The organism is Herminiimonas sp. (assembly GCF_030645555.1).
Lineage (GTDB): Bacteria > Pseudomonadota > Gammaproteobacteria > Burkholderiales > Burkholderiaceae_D > Oxalicibacterium.
On the sequence record NZ_JAUSME010000199.1, the window covers coordinates 1 to 14110 of the forward strand.

A 14110-nucleotide genomic window follows, 5' to 3' on the forward strand; every position below is an offset into this window, starting at 1 on the left:
GCGTCCAGATGAAAATGATCAAGACCAGTATCCATGCCTGCATCGGCAGGTCATTCGCAACGGCAGCCCAACCCAGGGCTGGCGGCATCGCGCCGGACAAACCGCCGATGACGATGTTTTGCGGCGTCGCAGGCTTCAGGATGATCGTATATATCACTGCATAGCCGACGAAGGTGGCAAAGGTCAGCCACATCGTCAGCGGATTGACGAAATTGTAGAGTATCCACATGCCGGCGCCGCCGATAACGCCGGAAAAAACCAGCGTCTGCGGCACGGTGATTTCGCCGCGCGCCATAGGACGGCGCGCTGTACGCGCCATGCGTGAATCAATCTCACGTTCGACCAGGCAATTGATGGCAAATGCTGCACCGGCCAGCAACCAGATACCGGCGGTTGCCGCGATCACGATTTTCCAGCTTGGCAGTTCCGGCGTCGCCAGAAACATGCCTATCACGGCGCAAAAAACTGCCAGCTGGGTCACGCGCGGCTTGGTCAGTGCCCAGTATTGAGCGATGCGATTGGGAGAAGCGGTCAGGGTAGTCATGCGTTATCTTTTGATGCGGACGATGAGCGGGTATCCATGTGATCCGGCTCACGATTTTGCCCGGTTTGCCCCGGGATTCGAGCCTTGTAGTTTAACATGACCAGCAACAGCACAAGTAATGCCGCGCAGCCGTTGTGCGCAACCGCCAGTGCCAGCGGCCATTTCAATGAAACCGTGGCGATGCCTAGCGTGATTTGCAAGGCCAGTGCGGCCAGAACAGCGCGCGCCACAGGCTGCAATCCTTCAATCCTGAGTGCCTTCCAGCCTACCCAGCCGATGTAAGCGGCCACTACAAACGCAAACATTCTGTGCGTCCAGTGGATTGCCATCAGTGCGGAAAATGGCAGATAGTCGCCCTCGGCGGTTTTCCCCAGGCTGCGCCAGAGTGTAAATCCGTTATCGAAATCCATCTGCGGCATCAGTGCGCCATCGCATAGAGGAAAATCCATGCAAGCCAGCGCCGCGTAATTGGTGCTGACCCAGCCACCCAGCGCAATCTGCAATGCCAGCAAGGTCAACGCAATGGCCGCCGGTATCCGCAGCGCATAGGCGCGACTATCGACCGGGGCATGATCCTTTTGCCGTGCGCCCACCCACGTCAGCATGCCCAGCAAGGTCATGCCCAGCAATAAATGTATCGTGACTATGACAGGCTGCAATTTCATCGTCACGGTCCACGCACCGAAAGCCCCTTGCACGCAGACAAAAGCCAGCAACAGCATCGGGAAATGCGGCGCGAACCTGGTGAGCGTGCGGCCGCTCTGCAACCAGAAGCGCCAAGCAATCACCACGATCGCAATGATCAAGACGCCTATGCCCATGGCCAGATAGCGATGGATCATTTCTATCCATGCCTTCATCACGGTTACCGGGCCATCCGGCATCAATGCCTCGGCAGCGCGTATGTGTTCGAGCGCCTGCAGCGGATTCGCATGACCATAGCAACCCGGCCAGTCCGGGCAGCCAAGTCCTGAATCCGTCAGGCGCGTGAATGCGCCAAACATGATCACATCGAAAGTAAGGAACAGGGTGACCCACACCAGCTTGCGATATTTGTTCGGGTCCCTGGAAGACCAGATGATGACGAACGCGAGCAGGGCAACGAAGATGCCCTTGCTCGCCAGCTGAAACAGCATGCCGGACTCAACCAATTGCGGAAGCTTTCAAGAGTTTGTACAAGTCCTTCTTGATCTTGTTCGGGTCTGCGTCTTTCGGGAAACGCATCATCAGATTGCCCAGCGGATCTATCATGTAGATATGATCAGATGCGGTAGTGCCTTCTTCCACCGGCAGCCAGGCGCGCACTGCATCAGCCCTGGCACGCAGCATATTGGTGCCATCAAATTCGCGCATCAGCGCGGTATCCACCGGCTTGGCATCGGTAATCAGCCAGACCCGCTCTACGCGTTCCATCTCCTTGCCTTGTGCCAGACGCAACTGGCGCATGTCATGCAAGATCTTTTGGCAAGCTGCCTGGCACTCGGCATCGTTTACCTGCAGCATGATCCACTTGCCTTTGTATGCATCCAGTTCCATCGCCTTGCCATCCAGCGTGCTGGCACCCAGCACCGGAATAGGATGGGCGCGCGGATCGATGAATGCGCCGTAATTGGTGCGACTCTCGGGCTTGATCACGTAATACGTGAAATAAGAAAGGATGATCGGTGCCGCGCATACCAGAACGACAGCGAACAGCTTCCAGCGGCCTTTGTGTTTATTTTGTTCCACGTCGAATTCCTGTCACAACAAAAAAGATGAAAGCCAGCGCTGCCAGTGCATACCACTGGAAAGCATAGCCGCGATGTTTGTCCACGCCCGTCGATGGCAAGGGCCATTCCCGCACCAAGCCATCTTGGGTATCCGTCAACTGCTCAAGAAAAATGCTTTGCATATCCAGCTTGCTGGATGCGGCAAAGCTGGCGATGTCGATATTCTGCAAAATCGCATTCGGCAGCAGCGCATTCACCGAGCCCAGCTGCATCACCTGTCCGATCGACTTGCGCGCCGTGCCTTCGATTTCTATCGTGCCTGCGGGTGTAACTACAGGCGGCAGCTTGGTCCGGTCGGCGACGTTACGCGGTATCCAGCCGCGCGCAACCAGTACATGCCGGTTGCTGGCCGCGATCCTGAACGGCATCAACAGATAAAAACCGGCCACACCATTGTAGGGACGGTTGTCCAGATAGACAGGCCAATCGCGCAGGAATTCACCCCGGACGACAATGCGACGGTATTCAAGCTCATCGAGATTGGCTGGGGCCGCACCCAGCTGCAGCGCCGGTGCAGATTGCCGGGCCTGCAGCTTTTCTTCAATTGCAATTTTTTCGGCAGCGCGTCGCGTCTGCCATTGGCCCAGCGACAAGCCGATCGCAACCAGTATTGCGGCGGCAACGAATGGAATGAGCCTAAACTGGAAGGTGATTCGCATTACAATATCACTTCACTCAATACCTGCAGTGTCGAATAGCCTGCACAATCAGACCTTCGACCATATAAAATCATCATGAAAATCATCGTCGCCATTGCCTTTCTCCTGATCCTCGGCAGCCTCGGATCTGCACTATTCTTTCTGATGAAAGACAAGGGCAAAAGCAATCGCACGGTCAAGGCGCTGGCAATGCGCGTCGGATTTTCGATCGCACTCTTCATCCTGATACTGCTTGCGTACCGCCTCGGCTATATACAACCGACCGGCATACGCTGATACCCACTGCTTATTGATTCTGCGTTTTGCATGTCGTACAACATGGCGCTGCAATCGTAAAAAAGCCGCACCGAAGTGCGGCTTTTTTGTATGCCTCGCCAACTACCGCAAGCGCAAATTACAGCCAGTAGACCACCACATACAAACCGAGCCAGACCACGTCGACAAAGTGCCAGTACCAGGCTGCGCCTTCAAAAGCGAAATGATTGTCAGCGGTGAAGTGGCCCTTCAGGACACGGTACAACACCACGCTCAGCATGATCGCACCCAGCGTCACATGGAAGCCGTGGAAGCCGGTCAACAGGAAGAACGTTGAGCCATAGACACCCGACGTCAATTTCAGGTTCAGCTCGCTGTATGCGTGCATGTATTCATAAACCTGGAAGCCCATGAAAATCGCGCCCAGCAAGATAGTGGCAGCCAGCCAGAATGCTGTCTGGCCACGATGGTTTTCACGTATCGCATGATGCGAGATCGTCAGGGTCACACCGGAGGTGAGCAACAGGATCGTGTTGATCGTTGGCACCCAGAATGGTCCCATCGTCGCAAATGACTCAACCGTGCCGGCAGGACCGACGTTACCCCAGTGTGCAGCGAAGTCAGGCCACAACATCTTGTGATCAAGATCGCCCAGCCAAGGCATGGTGATGCTGCGGGCATAGAACAAGGCGCCGAAGAATGCAGCAAAGAACATGATTTCGGAAAAAATGAACCAGCTCATGCTCCAGCGGAAGGATGCATCGATGCGCTTGTTGTACATGCCGCTTTCGGATTCGCCGATTGCCTCGCCGAACCATTTGTACAGCACGACCAGGAAGCCGATCAAGCCGGCGGCATTCAGATACGGGCCCCAGGCGATATCATTGACCCAAGCTGATGCACCAGCCATCATTATGAGCAGCGAAATACCAGCCGTTACCGGCCATCTGGACGGGCCAGGCACGAAATAATAAGGCGCATTCGCGTGTTGAGCACTCATCTCCATCTCCCAATACAATATTCAAATAGTTACGATGCCACGACAACCCTGACCAAGGTCACAAGCGTCGCGATAAAAATTCCATTTCAAGCATCGGCCAGACTGCATGCCGATTGTTCACTTATCCTGCTACAGCCGGCTTCAATGCCGCCTTTTTTTCAGGCTTGGCAATCTCAAAGAAAGTGTACGACAAGGTAATCGTCTTCACATCCCTGGGCAGCGCCGGATCCAGATAAAACACTACCGGCATCTGCTTGGCCTGGCTTGCTTCCAGCGTTTGCTGCTGGAAGCAGAAACATTCCACCTTCTTGAAATGCGCTGCAGCCTGTTGCGGCGCATAACTTGGAATCGCCTGCGCCTCTACACTGCGGGCCTGCGTATTCACCACTTCGTACACCACCTGCGTCATTTCACCCGGGTGCACTTGCATGCTGTTTACCGTCGGGCGAAAGCGGAATGGCCCGGTCGTATTTGCATCAAATTCAACCGTGATGGTCCTGCTTTTGTCGACTTGCGAATTATCGATGGGCTTTACCTTCATCTCTTGCGAGTTCAGGATATTGACGCCGGTAATTTCGCAAATCTGCTTGTATATAGGCACCAGCAGATAACCAAAACCAAACATCATCACCGCAATGACGATCAGCTTGCCGAACATCTGGGCATTCAACCTGCCCGTTGGTTCTGTCTGGTTTTCCATCTTGCCCTAACTAAACCACACGCGTTTGGCGATCACGCTGAGCATGAAGACCGCTGCTATTACCGCCAGTATCAGGCCGGTACGCAAATTACGCTTTTTTTGATCCGTCATATGAAGGCGGGCTCGCGCCCGCCACTCCATTTACTTAACAGTCGGCGGTGTTTCGAAAGTGTGGAAAGGTGCTGGGCTAGGCACAGTCCATTCCAGACCTTCAGCGCCATCCCATGGCTTGTCAGCAGCTGGCACGCCGCCCTTGATCGATGGGATCACGACTGCAAACAGGAAGTACACCTGCATCAAGCCGAAGCCGAGGCCGCCGATAGACGCAATCACGTTGAAGTCGGTAAATTGCGCAGGGTAATCAGCGTAACGACGCGGCATACCGGCCAATCCCAGGAAGTGCATAGGGAAGAAGGTAATGTTGAACAGAACCAGCGAACCCCAGAAATGGATTTTGCCGCGTGTTTCGTTGTACATGTAACCTGTCCACTTTGGACCCCAGTAGTAGAAACCGGCGAACAAGGCAAACAGGGAACCAGCCACCAGCACATAGTGGAAATGGGCAACCACGTAATAGGTATCCTGCAACTGGATATCGATAGGCGTTACCGCCAGAATCAAGCCGGTGAAGCCACCCATCGTGAACACGAAGATAAAGCCGATTGCGAACAGCATAGGTGTCTCGAACGTCATCGAGCCTCTCCACATCGTCGCAACCCAGTTGAAAATCTTCACGCCGGTAGGCACTGCAATCAACATCGTTGCGTACATGAAGAACAACTGCGCAGTCACCGGCATACCGGTGGTGAACATGTGATGCGCCCATACCATGAAGGACAGGATGGCAATCGAAGCAGTTGCATACACCATCGATGCATAGCCGAACAATTGCTTGCGGGCGAATGCAGGAATGATGTGCGAGATGATGCCGAACGCCGGCAGAATCATGATGTACACCTCTGGATGTCCGAAGAACCAGAAGATGTGCTGATACATGACTGGATCGCCGCCACCAGCTGCATTAAAGAATGAGGTGCCGAAATGACGGTCGGTCAAGGTCATCGTGATCGCGCCAGCCAGAACCGGCATCACAGCGATCAGCAGATAAGCGGTGATCAACCAGGTCCAGCAAAACATCGGCAGTTTCATCAGGGTCATGCCAGGCGCGCGCATGTTCAGGATGGTGACGATGATGTTGATCGAACCCATGATCGACGAGGCGCCCATCAGGTGCATGGCGAAAATTGCCATGTCCATGCCAGGTCCCATTTGGGTCGACAGCGGTGCATACAGCGTCCAGCCGGCAGCCGTTGCGCCACCAGGAACCAGGAACGATGTTGCCAGCAGCAATGCTGCAGGCGGCAGCAGCCAGAACGAGAAGTTGTTCATCCGCGCAAATGCCATGTCTGAAGCGCCGATTTGTAGCGGCACCATCCAGTTGGCAAAGCCGACGAAGGCCGGCATGATCGCGCCGAACACCATCACCAGACCGTGCATCGTGGTCAGCTGGTTGAAAAACTCAGGTTGCATCAATTGCAGGCCAGGCTGGAACAATTCAGCGCGAATCAACATCGCGAGGAAGCCGCCGGACAACAACATGACGAAAGAAAACCACAGGTACAACGTACCGATATCCTTGTGGTTGGTCGCATATACCCAACGACGCCAGCCATGCGGATGATCGTGCGCATGGTCGTGGTCGTGCGAGTGATCGTGTGCGTGATCGACTGCGGTTGTGCTCATCTCAATCTCCTGATTCAATTACTTACGCGCAGCCAGCACTTGAGCTGGTTGAACAATATTTTCCGACGCCTTGTTGGACCAATGATTGCGGGTATAGGTAATCACCGCAGCAATTTCGGTATCAGACAACACAGACTTCCACGCAGGCATCGCATTTTTGCCATTCAGCAAAATGTTGATATTCGCGTCTTTAGGACCGTTGACTATAGCTGATCCATCCAGCGCAGGGAACGCGCCTGGCACGCCCTTGCCGTTTGCCTGATGGCAAGCGATACAATTCGCTGTGTAGACTTTTTCGCCGCGCTGGGCCAACTCGTCCACGGTCCATGTCTTGGCAGGATCGTCTGCGTTCGCAGCCATTTCCTTTTTCTTGCCATTGACCCATGCCGTGTAGTCTTCGTCGCTGACTACATTGACGACGATAGGCATGAAGGCGTGATCCTTGCCGCACAATTCGGCGCATTGACCGCGGTAGGTGCCGATTTTCTCAGCCTTGAACCAGGTATCACGCACAAAACCAGGAATCGCATCCTGCTTGACGCCGAACGAAGGAATCATCCACGAGTGGATCACGTCATTCGCTGTCAGGACGATACGGATTTTCTTGTTGACCGGCACGACGACAGGGTTGTCGACTTCGATCAGGTAGTTGTCGTTTTTAGTCACGCCAGGATTGACGATCTGCTCGCGTGGCGTAGACAGGTTCGACAGGAAGTTGATGCCCTCGCCTTCGCCGTTGAGGTAGTCGTAACCCCATTTCCATTGCATGCCGGTGGCTTTAATGGTGATGTCGGCGTTCGACGTATCCTTCATCGCAACCACGGTTTTGGTCGCAGGCAGCGCCATACCGATCACGATCAGGAATGGAACGACAGTCCACGCGATTTCAACTGCGGTGCTTTCGTGGAAGGTGGCCGATTTGTGACCGAGCGATTTACGGTGCTTGAAAATCGAGTAGAACATCACACCAAAAACGGCGAGGAAAATCACCAGACAGATAATCAGCAGCAATGTATGCAGCGAATAGATCTGTTCAGCGATCTGCGTCACAGGTTGGTGAAAATTCAACTGACGTACTGCCGGGCCGCCCGGGCTATCGGTTACCGCCCAGGACGGCATACCTGCCGCCATGAGCGACGCACCGAGCATCAAAGATTGAAGGCGCTTCGCATGTTTCATGATTTCCTCAAAAGCCCAAATTAAGAATTCTGTTTAACCACCGGGCACTACCGCCTGCCCCAGTTCCCGACGCAGTTCGTTCAAACATGAACTCGCGCCTCTTGTATTTCATCAGGAATCACCCCACATCAAGCTGTGTAGTTGACAATCCCATCACCACCAATTGATTGCACAGCACTGGCCCGGATCAACTCCACCTTCTGCCAGTCATCGATCAAAACCGCCTTTCCGTAGCCGGATGCATGCTGCATCCAACTGGAAATACGTGACCGATAACGCGCCGACGCAATAGCGCCATTGCGCAAAACCGTCGAAGTATAAGTCGGAAAGGGCAGTGTTATCAAGCATAAAAACAAATGACAACACCCTCGCGCCACAGGCTTTTCCTACTCTTTGTACAGAATAAATGCAGGAAATGCGTTGCACCCTGAGCGCGCACCCGCAACATCCATCGATTCCAGGCAGAAATAAAAAGTATCAATAAGATAATTATTTTTTTGGTAAATCGAAGCGGATGATCGCCTCCCCGCTTGCCGTCGTGCGTGGCGCCGGGCGGAATGCATGGCCGTAAATAACTTCAAAGGTCAGCGGGATTTTTCCGTCTGCCCGCCGACTTTGCTCCAGCACATCCACCACCCGCTGCCACGCATGCCGGCCCAGCAAGGCGCGGCGCCGGGTGTCCAGCGGATTTCCGCCCCAGGCACGCACATCTGCCAGCAATTTTTCAACCGAGCCATAAGTGACGGTCAGCGTTTCCATATCCATTACTGGCGTCGAAAACCCCGCATTGACCAGCATATCGCCGAAATCATGCATATCGACGAAGGGCAAGGCATGCGGCTCGGCATCGGCCGCAGCAAAGGCGGTGCGCAATTCCTTGAAGGTATCGGGACCAAAGCAGGAAAACATCAACAAGCCATCCTGGCGCAATACGCGGCGCCATTCGGCGAACACGCGATCCGGTTGCGGATGCCAGTGCAGCGCCAGATTCGACCACACCAGATCGACTGCATTGATGCCGAACGGCAGTTGTGCGAAATTGCCACACAACAAACGCGCGCTGCTGTCCTTCCCTATTCCAGCCGGCAACCACTGCTGTAACAGTCGATTCATCGCCGACAGCGCCGCAGTCTGTGTTTCCCGGGCGGCGGCCAGCATCGCCGGCGCAGCATCCAGACCCAGCATCAGCGCTTGCGGATAACGTTTTTGCAAAGTCGTCAAATCCGCGCCGGCACCGCAACCGGCATCCAGCACGCGTTCAGGTGAAATCCTGACCAGGGCCAGACGTTCATGCATGCGGCTCGCGACCTCGCGCCGCAGGAAGTTCGATTCGGCTATGCGTGCCGGATCATCGAACAGGGTGCGCACACGACTCAAGTCTATCGGCGCACTAAGATTGGAATCAGATGGGGAAGGCACAGGTAATGGTAGTCATCAGTGAGATAATTCGGCCAAGTTTACACGCATGAAGGCTGGGCTGCGCGATGCTTTATCGTTTACTCGACTGGTCTCGACATTTGATCCGGCGCCTGCCGGCGGCCATACCCTCATCCTGCGCGCTGTGCGGCGTCAGCGGCAACGCTGCGCTTTGCGATGACTGCCATGCACGCTTTCTCAGTCATCATCCGCAGCGCTGCATGCAATGCGCATCACCGCTTGCCTTTGCGACCACGCAGGCAACACGCTGCGGCGACTGCCTGCGCGATCCGCCTGCCTTCGATGCCACGATAGTCGCCGCCGATTACGCCGCGCCCATCGATCAACTGGTGCTGGCCCTCAAATTTGGCAATCGGCTGGCGCTGGCGCCGCTGTTCGCGCATTTGATGCGGGATGCGATATTGCGTGAACCGGCTTTCGCCATGCCCAGCCTGCTGGCTGTCGTTCCACTCGGCGAGCAAAGGCTGGCCGAACGCGGCTTCAATCAGGCGCTGGAAATTGCCAGGCCACTGGCGCAAGCCATCGCCGTAGCGCTGGCGCCGCAATTGCTGGAACGCACGCGCGAAACACTGATGCAGGCAATGTTGCCACCCGCCGAGCGCCATCGCAACATGCACCATGCATTTGTGTTGCCAGCCCATGCCGGCGCGCTGGTGCGCGGGCGCCATGTCGGGATAGTGGATGATGTAATGACCACCGGCGCCACGCTCAATGAAATCGCCGCCACCCTGAAACGCCACGGCGCCGCACGCGTCACCAATCTTGTTTTCGCGCGCACCCCGCCCAGGTAATACGGTCATCAAGCAAATTTAAAATGCGATGCGTGGCCTGGTTTCGCAATAAACTAGCGACTCGCTCGCCAAGGAGAATTGTTTTGTTTCATGTTGTATTAGTCGAACCCGAGATCCCCCCCAACACCGGCAATATCATCCGTCTGTGCGCCAATACCGGCGCACAGCTGCATTTGATCGAACCGCTGGGCTTTCCACTGGACGATGCCAAGATGCGGCGCGCCGGCCTCGATTATCATGATTACGCAAAGATGAAAGTGCACCGCAACTGGCAAGCCTTCCTCGATGCATACACCACCGATCAACCCTTGAATCCGGCCCGCATGTTTGCGCTGACGACGCATGGCTCTACGCCGTTTGCCAACATTGCCTTCCAGCCGGGCGACATATTCGTATTCGGCTCGGAAACCAAGGGACTGGATCCAGCCTTGCGTGAATCTTTCCCGCCATCGCAGCGCATACGCCTGCCGATGCGGCCCGACAATCGCAGCCTGAACCTGTCCAACACGGTTGCAGTGGTGGTCTATGAAGCGTGGCGACAAAACGGTTTTGCGGGCGGCCAGTAAACAAATAGTCGTTTTGCGCTACGATAGCAGCACAATTTTTCTTCCCTTCACGCTGACGAGATTCAGCACCCTCATCGGAAAGACTTCATGAATTTTCGCCCACTCTCTTGCGCCGCCTTTACCCTGCTGCTCAGCGCCACTGCATTCGCGCATGATTACCATGCAGGCGATGTATACGTCGATCATCCCTATGCGCGTGCCACCGTGGCTGGCCAGACCAGCGGCGCGGTGTATCTGACGCTGGAAAACAAGGGCAAGCAAAGCGATACCCTGATTTCCGCGCAATCGCCGGCGGCCAGGTCGGTAGAAATCCATACGATGTCTATGAGCGCCGATCATGTGATGCGCATGCGCGAAGTCAGCGGCATAGAACTCAAACCGCAAGAAAAAGTGGTGATGCTGCCGGGGAATGGCTATCACATCATGCTGACAGGATTGAAGACGCCGCTGAAAACCGGCGACAAATTCCCGCTGACGCTGACCTTCAGGCAAGCCGGGAAAATCGAAACCTCGATCTGGGTTGAAGACGGCAAGAAAAAAGATGCGGGCGCAAGTCATGACGAACACCAGCATCACTGACCGCAAATAATAAACCGGCTTCGACAATAAAAAGGACGTTTGAAAAAACGTCCTTTTTATTTATTTCGCTGCGTAACGCCGATACACGACGGACTTTCCATCCGCCTGGAACAGCAATACATCATAGGCATCTGCAGGCTCGCCGGCCACTTCCATGCCGGGCGAGCCCATAGGCATGCCCGGCACTGCCAATCCTTGGGCGCGGGGCTTTTCTGCCAGCAAGCGCTTGATGTCGCTGGCAGGAACATGGCCTTCCAGCGCATATCCACCTGTCGTGCCCGTGTGACAGCTGCCCAGGGACGATGGAACGCCTAACTTGGTCCTGTATGCGGCAGTGTTCGGCACATTGTGTGCATTAACCTTGAAGCCGTTTGCGCGCAGATGCGTGATCCACGCTGTACAGCAGCCGCAGGTCGCGCTTTTATAAACGTCTATCACCGGCTGGGCGGCTTTCGCATAGCCCAGCGCCGGCATGATGCCGAGCACAACAGCGGCGCGCAGCAAGGTACGTCTTTGCATCATTCATTCTCCTGTATGACATGCGGACGCATATTCAATTGCGGCATGCATGCGCCGCAGACAAACAAAAAGCCGCAAACACTCTTGCGGCTTTTTTAATCAGCAGTACGAACTCAAGCAGCCTGCACTGCCGCCATCCGATTCACGATTTCCTTGCGATAGCGATTCAATTCCTGCACGGTGGTGAATGTGCGCTCGAACAGCAGCGACATATTGTGCAAGATGCGATCGACGACTTTCTTTTCCCACTCGCCGTCAAACTTGATCTGGCCATCGAGCCAGCGCTCCAGCCATTCCGGATCCGGCAAGCGCGACTGCACCGTATCGTTCGGGAACAGCGACTGATTCACATGCAGATTGGTAGGATGCAGCGGTTTTTCAGTGCGGCGCGCCGATGCCATCAAGACGCCGATCTTGGCGAACGCAACACGTGCGCTATCGCCGACTTCGCCCATCGCTTTTTTCATGTAGCGCAGGTAGGCGCCGCCGTGGCGTGCTTCATCCTGGCTGATGATTTTGTAAATTTGCTTGATGACAGGTTCTGTATGCCAATCGGCGGCGCAGCGATACCAGTGATTCAGACGGATTTCGCCGCAAAAATGCATGGTCAGGGTTTCCAGCGCAGGCGCAGGATCGAATTCGAAACGCACGTTATGCAGTTCTTCTTCGGTCGGCACCAGCTCGGGCCGGAAGCGGCGCAGATATTCCATCAGCACCAGCGAATGCTTCTGTTCTTCAAAAAACCATACCGACATGAAGGCGGAAAAATCACTGTCGCCGCGATTATCGCGCAAGAACATTTCGGTTGCGGGCAGGGCTGACCATTCCGTGATCGCATTCATGCGGATGGTTTGCGCCTGCTCATCGCTCAGTTTCGAGCCATCAAACTGATCCCATGGAATATCTGTTTCCATGTTCCAACGAACCTGCTCTAAGGATTTAAACAATTCTGGGTACAACATACGCGCCTTAAAAATTGAGTTAAGTACTTGATTCTACCAAGAAATTCGCCATTTACCCAGACTAAGGCTGTCCATCAGATGCCATGAGCTTCGATTTACTGCCCTGGATTTTATTTTCCACGCATCAATAAATGATTGCATCCGGCATTTGCGCTCGCGCATCAACGCGCTGGAAACCACGATCCTGCCAAGCGCACTGATCAGACCCGCGGCGCCAGCCATGACAAAAGCCGCGCCTTGATGCAATATGAGTCCATCTGCCTCAACATCAATAGCCCTCATGCAAAAATTCATTTCCCTGTTCCTGTATTTCATCCTGCTATCCAGCCTTGGTGCTGGGGTGCCTGCGCCCGCACAGGCAGCCACCAACGCTGCCTGCCCCGCGACATTGAGCCACACCGTCAATCGTTTACAAGATGAAACCCCGCAAAATCTTTGTCAGTACGCAGGCAAAGTCATCCTGGTAGTCAATACGGCCAGCTATTGCGGCTTTACGGTGCAATACGAAGGGCTGGAGCAGCTGTATGCCAAATACAAGGCGCAAGGCTTGGTCGTCCTGGGCTTTGCTGCCAACGATTTTGGCCAGCAGGAACCGGGCGCGAACAAGGAAATTGCCGAGTTTTGCCACAACACTTACGGCGTGAAATTCCCGATGTTTGCAAAAACCTCGGTCATCGGCCCGGACAGCAATGCATTTTATAAATCCTTGATGAAGGCTGGTGCGCAGCCGCCGAAATGGAATTTTCACAAGATTTTGCTGGATCGGAGCGGCAAGGTAGTCGACAGCTATCCATCCAGAATAACGCCCGATAACAAGGCCTTGATAGCGGCTATTGAAAGAGCGCTGGCGCAAAAATAAATTGCGCCAGGCTTTGCGCACAACGGTTTATCGCCGACAATTCAACTATCGCCTGTTAATACGGCAAAGATGACGCCGCGCCAGATGCTACGATACGCCAGCGCTGACGCCGGATAGTATCGATGCCAGGCGCCAGACAGACGCAAGGGGTTGGCCGGCCAGCAGCAACAGCCGGCGACTTTTCAGGAAACAACCAGACCATCAAAGAGAAAACTGGCGATCACTCGCCTACACACCATGCGCATTCTGATCATTGAAGACAATGCCGATATCGTCGCGAACCTCTATGCCTTCCTGGAGCCGCGCGGCTATGTACTCGACTGCGCCGCCAACGGCTACGCAGGCTTTGCACTCGCGGCACAGCATGAATACGACGCCGTCATCCTCGACATCAAGCTGCCCGGCATCGACGGACTGACCCTGTGCCGCAAGATGCGCGACGAATTGCAGAACGATACGCCAGTGCTGATGCTGACCGCGCGCGATACGCTGGACGACAAGGTCGCCGGCTTTGACAGCGGGGCCGACGATTATCTGGTCAAGCCGTT

Annotated in this window: 19 protein-coding genes; 6 read left to right on the top strand and 13 right to left on the bottom strand. The window is 54.9% G+C overall.

All coding sequences use genetic code 11. The features are described from left to right. The 4 genes from Q7T06_RS07705 to Q7T06_RS07720 all read right to left on the bottom strand — a co-directional run. Positions 1-544 (bottom strand): protoheme IX farnesyltransferase (locus Q7T06_RS07705; protein WP_304782924.1); only part of this gene is annotated, 544 nt, incomplete at its 3' end. Further along, entirely contained in the window at positions 541-1680 is a 1140-nt protein-coding gene (locus tag Q7T06_RS07710; RefSeq protein WP_304782928.1) for a heme A synthase, read from the bottom strand. The genes Q7T06_RS07705 and Q7T06_RS07710, both read right to left, overlap by 4 nt. A 7-nt stretch (positions 1681-1687) precedes the next feature. Next, positions 1688-2272 carry a cytochrome C oxidase subunit I gene (locus tag Q7T06_RS07715; protein ID WP_304782932.1) on the bottom strand — a complete coding sequence of 195 codons (585 nt, stop codon included), beginning with the start codon at positions 2270-2272 and terminating at the stop codon, positions 1688-1690. Further along, the gene (locus tag Q7T06_RS07720; RefSeq protein ID WP_304782935.1) at positions 2259-2972 is read right to left on the bottom strand and encodes an SURF1 family protein; all 714 of its coding nucleotides are present in this window, start codon (positions 2970-2972) and stop codon (positions 2259-2261) included. The genes Q7T06_RS07715 and Q7T06_RS07720 overlap by 14 nt, the downstream gene beginning before the upstream one ends. 75 nt (positions 2973-3047) lie before the next feature. Here Q7T06_RS07720 and Q7T06_RS07725 point away from each other — a divergent pair, with 75 nt between their 5' ends. After that, positions 3048-3248 (top strand): twin transmembrane helix small protein, encoded by a 201-nt coding sequence (locus tag Q7T06_RS07725; protein WP_304782938.1) that lies wholly within the window; start codon positions 3048-3050, stop codon positions 3246-3248. A gap of 118 nt (positions 3249-3366) precedes the next feature. On the opposite strand, the gene Q7T06_RS07730 is transcribed toward Q7T06_RS07725, so the two are convergent. The 6 genes from Q7T06_RS07730 to Q7T06_RS07755 all read right to left on the bottom strand — a co-directional run bounded on the left by Q7T06_RS07730 (position 3367) and on the right by Q7T06_RS07755 (position 9268). Next, positions 3367-4227, bottom strand: coding sequence for a cytochrome c oxidase subunit 3 (locus Q7T06_RS07730; protein WP_304782942.1), 861 nt, complete (start codon positions 4225-4227; stop codon positions 3367-3369). A gap of 121 nt (positions 4228-4348) precedes the next feature. After that, positions 4349-4927 carry a cytochrome c oxidase assembly protein gene (locus Q7T06_RS07735; protein ID WP_304782945.1) on the bottom strand — a complete coding sequence of 193 codons (579 nt, stop codon included), beginning with the start codon at positions 4925-4927 and terminating at the stop codon, positions 4349-4351. Between the two features lie 6 nt (positions 4928-4933). Continuing rightward, positions 4934-5038, bottom strand: coding sequence for a cytochrome oxidase small assembly protein (locus tag Q7T06_RS07740; RefSeq protein ID WP_304782948.1), 105 nt, complete (start codon positions 5036-5038; stop codon positions 4934-4936). Between the two features lie 30 nt (positions 5039-5068). After that, positions 5069-6670 carry a cytochrome c oxidase subunit I gene (ctaD, locus tag Q7T06_RS07745; protein ID WP_304782952.1) on the bottom strand — a complete coding sequence of 534 codons (1602 nt, stop codon included), beginning with the start codon at positions 6668-6670 and terminating at the stop codon, positions 5069-5071. Between the two features lie 18 nt (positions 6671-6688). Next, positions 6689-7849, bottom strand: coding sequence for a cytochrome c oxidase subunit II (gene coxB, locus Q7T06_RS07750; protein ID WP_304782954.1), 1161 nt, complete (start codon positions 7847-7849; stop codon positions 6689-6691). 489 nt (positions 7850-8338) lie between these two features. Further along, positions 8339-9268: a methyltransferase domain-containing protein gene (locus Q7T06_RS07755; protein ID WP_304782957.1), complete on the bottom strand. Its 930-nt coding sequence runs from the start codon at positions 9266-9268 to the stop codon at positions 8339-8341. A 65-nt stretch (positions 9269-9333) separates the two neighbouring features. Between Q7T06_RS07755 and Q7T06_RS07760 the strand changes: the two genes are divergently transcribed. From Q7T06_RS07760 to Q7T06_RS07770, 3 genes are all read left to right on the top strand, one after another. Continuing rightward, positions 9334-10077, top strand: a complete 744-nt coding sequence (locus tag Q7T06_RS07760) for a ComF family protein (protein WP_304782958.1) — start codon at positions 9334-9336, stop codon at positions 10075-10077. Positions 10078-10160: 83 nt separating this feature from the next. After that, positions 10161-10643: a tRNA (uridine(34)/cytosine(34)/5-carboxymethylaminomethyluridine(34)-2'-O)-methyltransferase TrmL gene (gene trmL, locus Q7T06_RS07765; RefSeq protein ID WP_304782961.1), complete on the top strand. Its 483-nt coding sequence runs from the start codon at positions 10161-10163 to the stop codon at positions 10641-10643. Between the two features lie 87 nt (positions 10644-10730). Beyond that, on the top strand, positions 10731-11222 hold the full coding sequence (locus tag Q7T06_RS07770; RefSeq protein ID WP_304782964.1) for a copper chaperone PCu(A)C: 492 nt from the start codon (positions 10731-10733) through the stop codon (positions 11220-11222). Between the two features lie 60 nt (positions 11223-11282). Here the strand turns inward: Q7T06_RS07770 and Q7T06_RS07775 are convergent, their stop codons facing one another. From Q7T06_RS07775 to Q7T06_RS07785, 3 genes are all read right to left on the bottom strand, one after another. Continuing rightward, entirely contained in the window at positions 11283-11741 is a 459-nt protein-coding gene (locus Q7T06_RS07775) for a DUF411 domain-containing protein (protein ID WP_304782980.1), read from the bottom strand. 113 nt (positions 11742-11854) lie between these two features. Then, the gene (locus Q7T06_RS07780; RefSeq protein WP_304782967.1) at positions 11855-12703 is read right to left on the bottom strand and encodes a ferritin-like domain-containing protein; all 849 of its coding nucleotides are present in this window, start codon (positions 12701-12703) and stop codon (positions 11855-11857) included. Between the two features lie 33 nt (positions 12704-12736). Beyond that, entirely contained in the window at positions 12737-12985 is a 249-nt protein-coding gene (locus Q7T06_RS07785) for a hypothetical protein (RefSeq protein WP_304782970.1), read from the bottom strand. On the opposite strand from Q7T06_RS07785, the gene Q7T06_RS07790 reads away from it, so the two are divergent. Continuing rightward, entirely contained in the window at positions 12984-13562 is a 579-nt protein-coding gene (locus tag Q7T06_RS07790; RefSeq protein ID WP_304782973.1) for a glutathione peroxidase, read from the top strand. The genes Q7T06_RS07785 and Q7T06_RS07790 overlap by 2 nt on opposite strands. 237 nt (positions 13563-13799) lie before the next feature. Further along, a partial coding sequence (locus tag Q7T06_RS07795; protein ID WP_304782977.1) for a response regulator occupies positions 13800-14110 on the top strand: 311 nt, incomplete at its 3' end.

What these genes read in the sequence shown, in the direction of transcription:
- Q7T06_RS07710 (WP_304782928.1), bottom strand. Translation starts at nt 1,680, where the DNA reads ATGCTGTTTCAGCTGGCGAGCAAGGGCATCTTCGTTGCCCTGCTCGCG.
- Q7T06_RS07720 (WP_304782935.1), bottom strand. Translation starts at nt 2,972, where the DNA reads ATGCGAATCACCTTCCAGTTTAGGCTCATTCCATTCGTTGCCGCCGCA.
- Q7T06_RS07725 (WP_304782938.1), top strand. Translation starts at nt 3,048, where the DNA reads ATGAAAATCATCGTCGCCATTGCCTTTCTCCTGATCCTCGGCAGCCTC.
- Q7T06_RS07730 (WP_304782942.1), bottom strand. Translation starts at nt 4,227, where the DNA reads ATGAGTGCTCAACACGCGAATGCGCCTTATTATTTCGTGCCTGGCCCG.
- Q7T06_RS07735 (WP_304782945.1), bottom strand. Translation starts at nt 4,927, where the DNA reads ATGGAAAACCAGACAGAACCAACGGGCAGGTTGAATGCCCAGATGTTC.
- Q7T06_RS07740 (WP_304782948.1), bottom strand. Translation starts at nt 5,038, where the DNA reads ATGACGGATCAAAAAAAGCGTAATTTGCGTACCGGCCTGATACTGGCG.
- ctaD (WP_304782952.1), bottom strand. Translation starts at nt 6,670, where the DNA reads ATGAGCACAACCGCAGTCGATCACGCACACGATCACTCGCACGACCAC.
- coxB (WP_304782954.1), bottom strand. Translation starts at nt 7,849, where the DNA reads ATGAAACATGCGAAGCGCCTTCAATCTTTGATGCTCGGTGCGTCGCTC.
- Q7T06_RS07760 (WP_304782958.1), top strand. Translation starts at nt 9,334, where the DNA reads ATGCTTTATCGTTTACTCGACTGGTCTCGACATTTGATCCGGCGCCTG.
- Q7T06_RS07770 (WP_304782964.1), top strand. Translation starts at nt 10,731, where the DNA reads ATGAATTTTCGCCCACTCTCTTGCGCCGCCTTTACCCTGCTGCTCAGC.
- Q7T06_RS07775 (WP_304782980.1), bottom strand. Translation starts at nt 11,741, where the DNA reads ATGCAAAGACGTACCTTGCTGCGCGCCGCTGTTGTGCTCGGCATCATG.
- Q7T06_RS07780 (WP_304782967.1), bottom strand. Translation starts at nt 12,703, where the DNA reads ATGTTGTACCCAGAATTGTTTAAATCCTTAGAGCAGGTTCGTTGGAAC.
- Q7T06_RS07790 (WP_304782973.1), top strand. Translation starts at nt 12,984, where the DNA reads ATGCAAAAATTCATTTCCCTGTTCCTGTATTTCATCCTGCTATCCAGC.
- Q7T06_RS07785 (WP_304782970.1), bottom strand. Translation starts at nt 12,985, where the DNA reads ATGAGGGCTATTGATGTTGAGGCAGATGGACTCATATTGCATCAAGGC.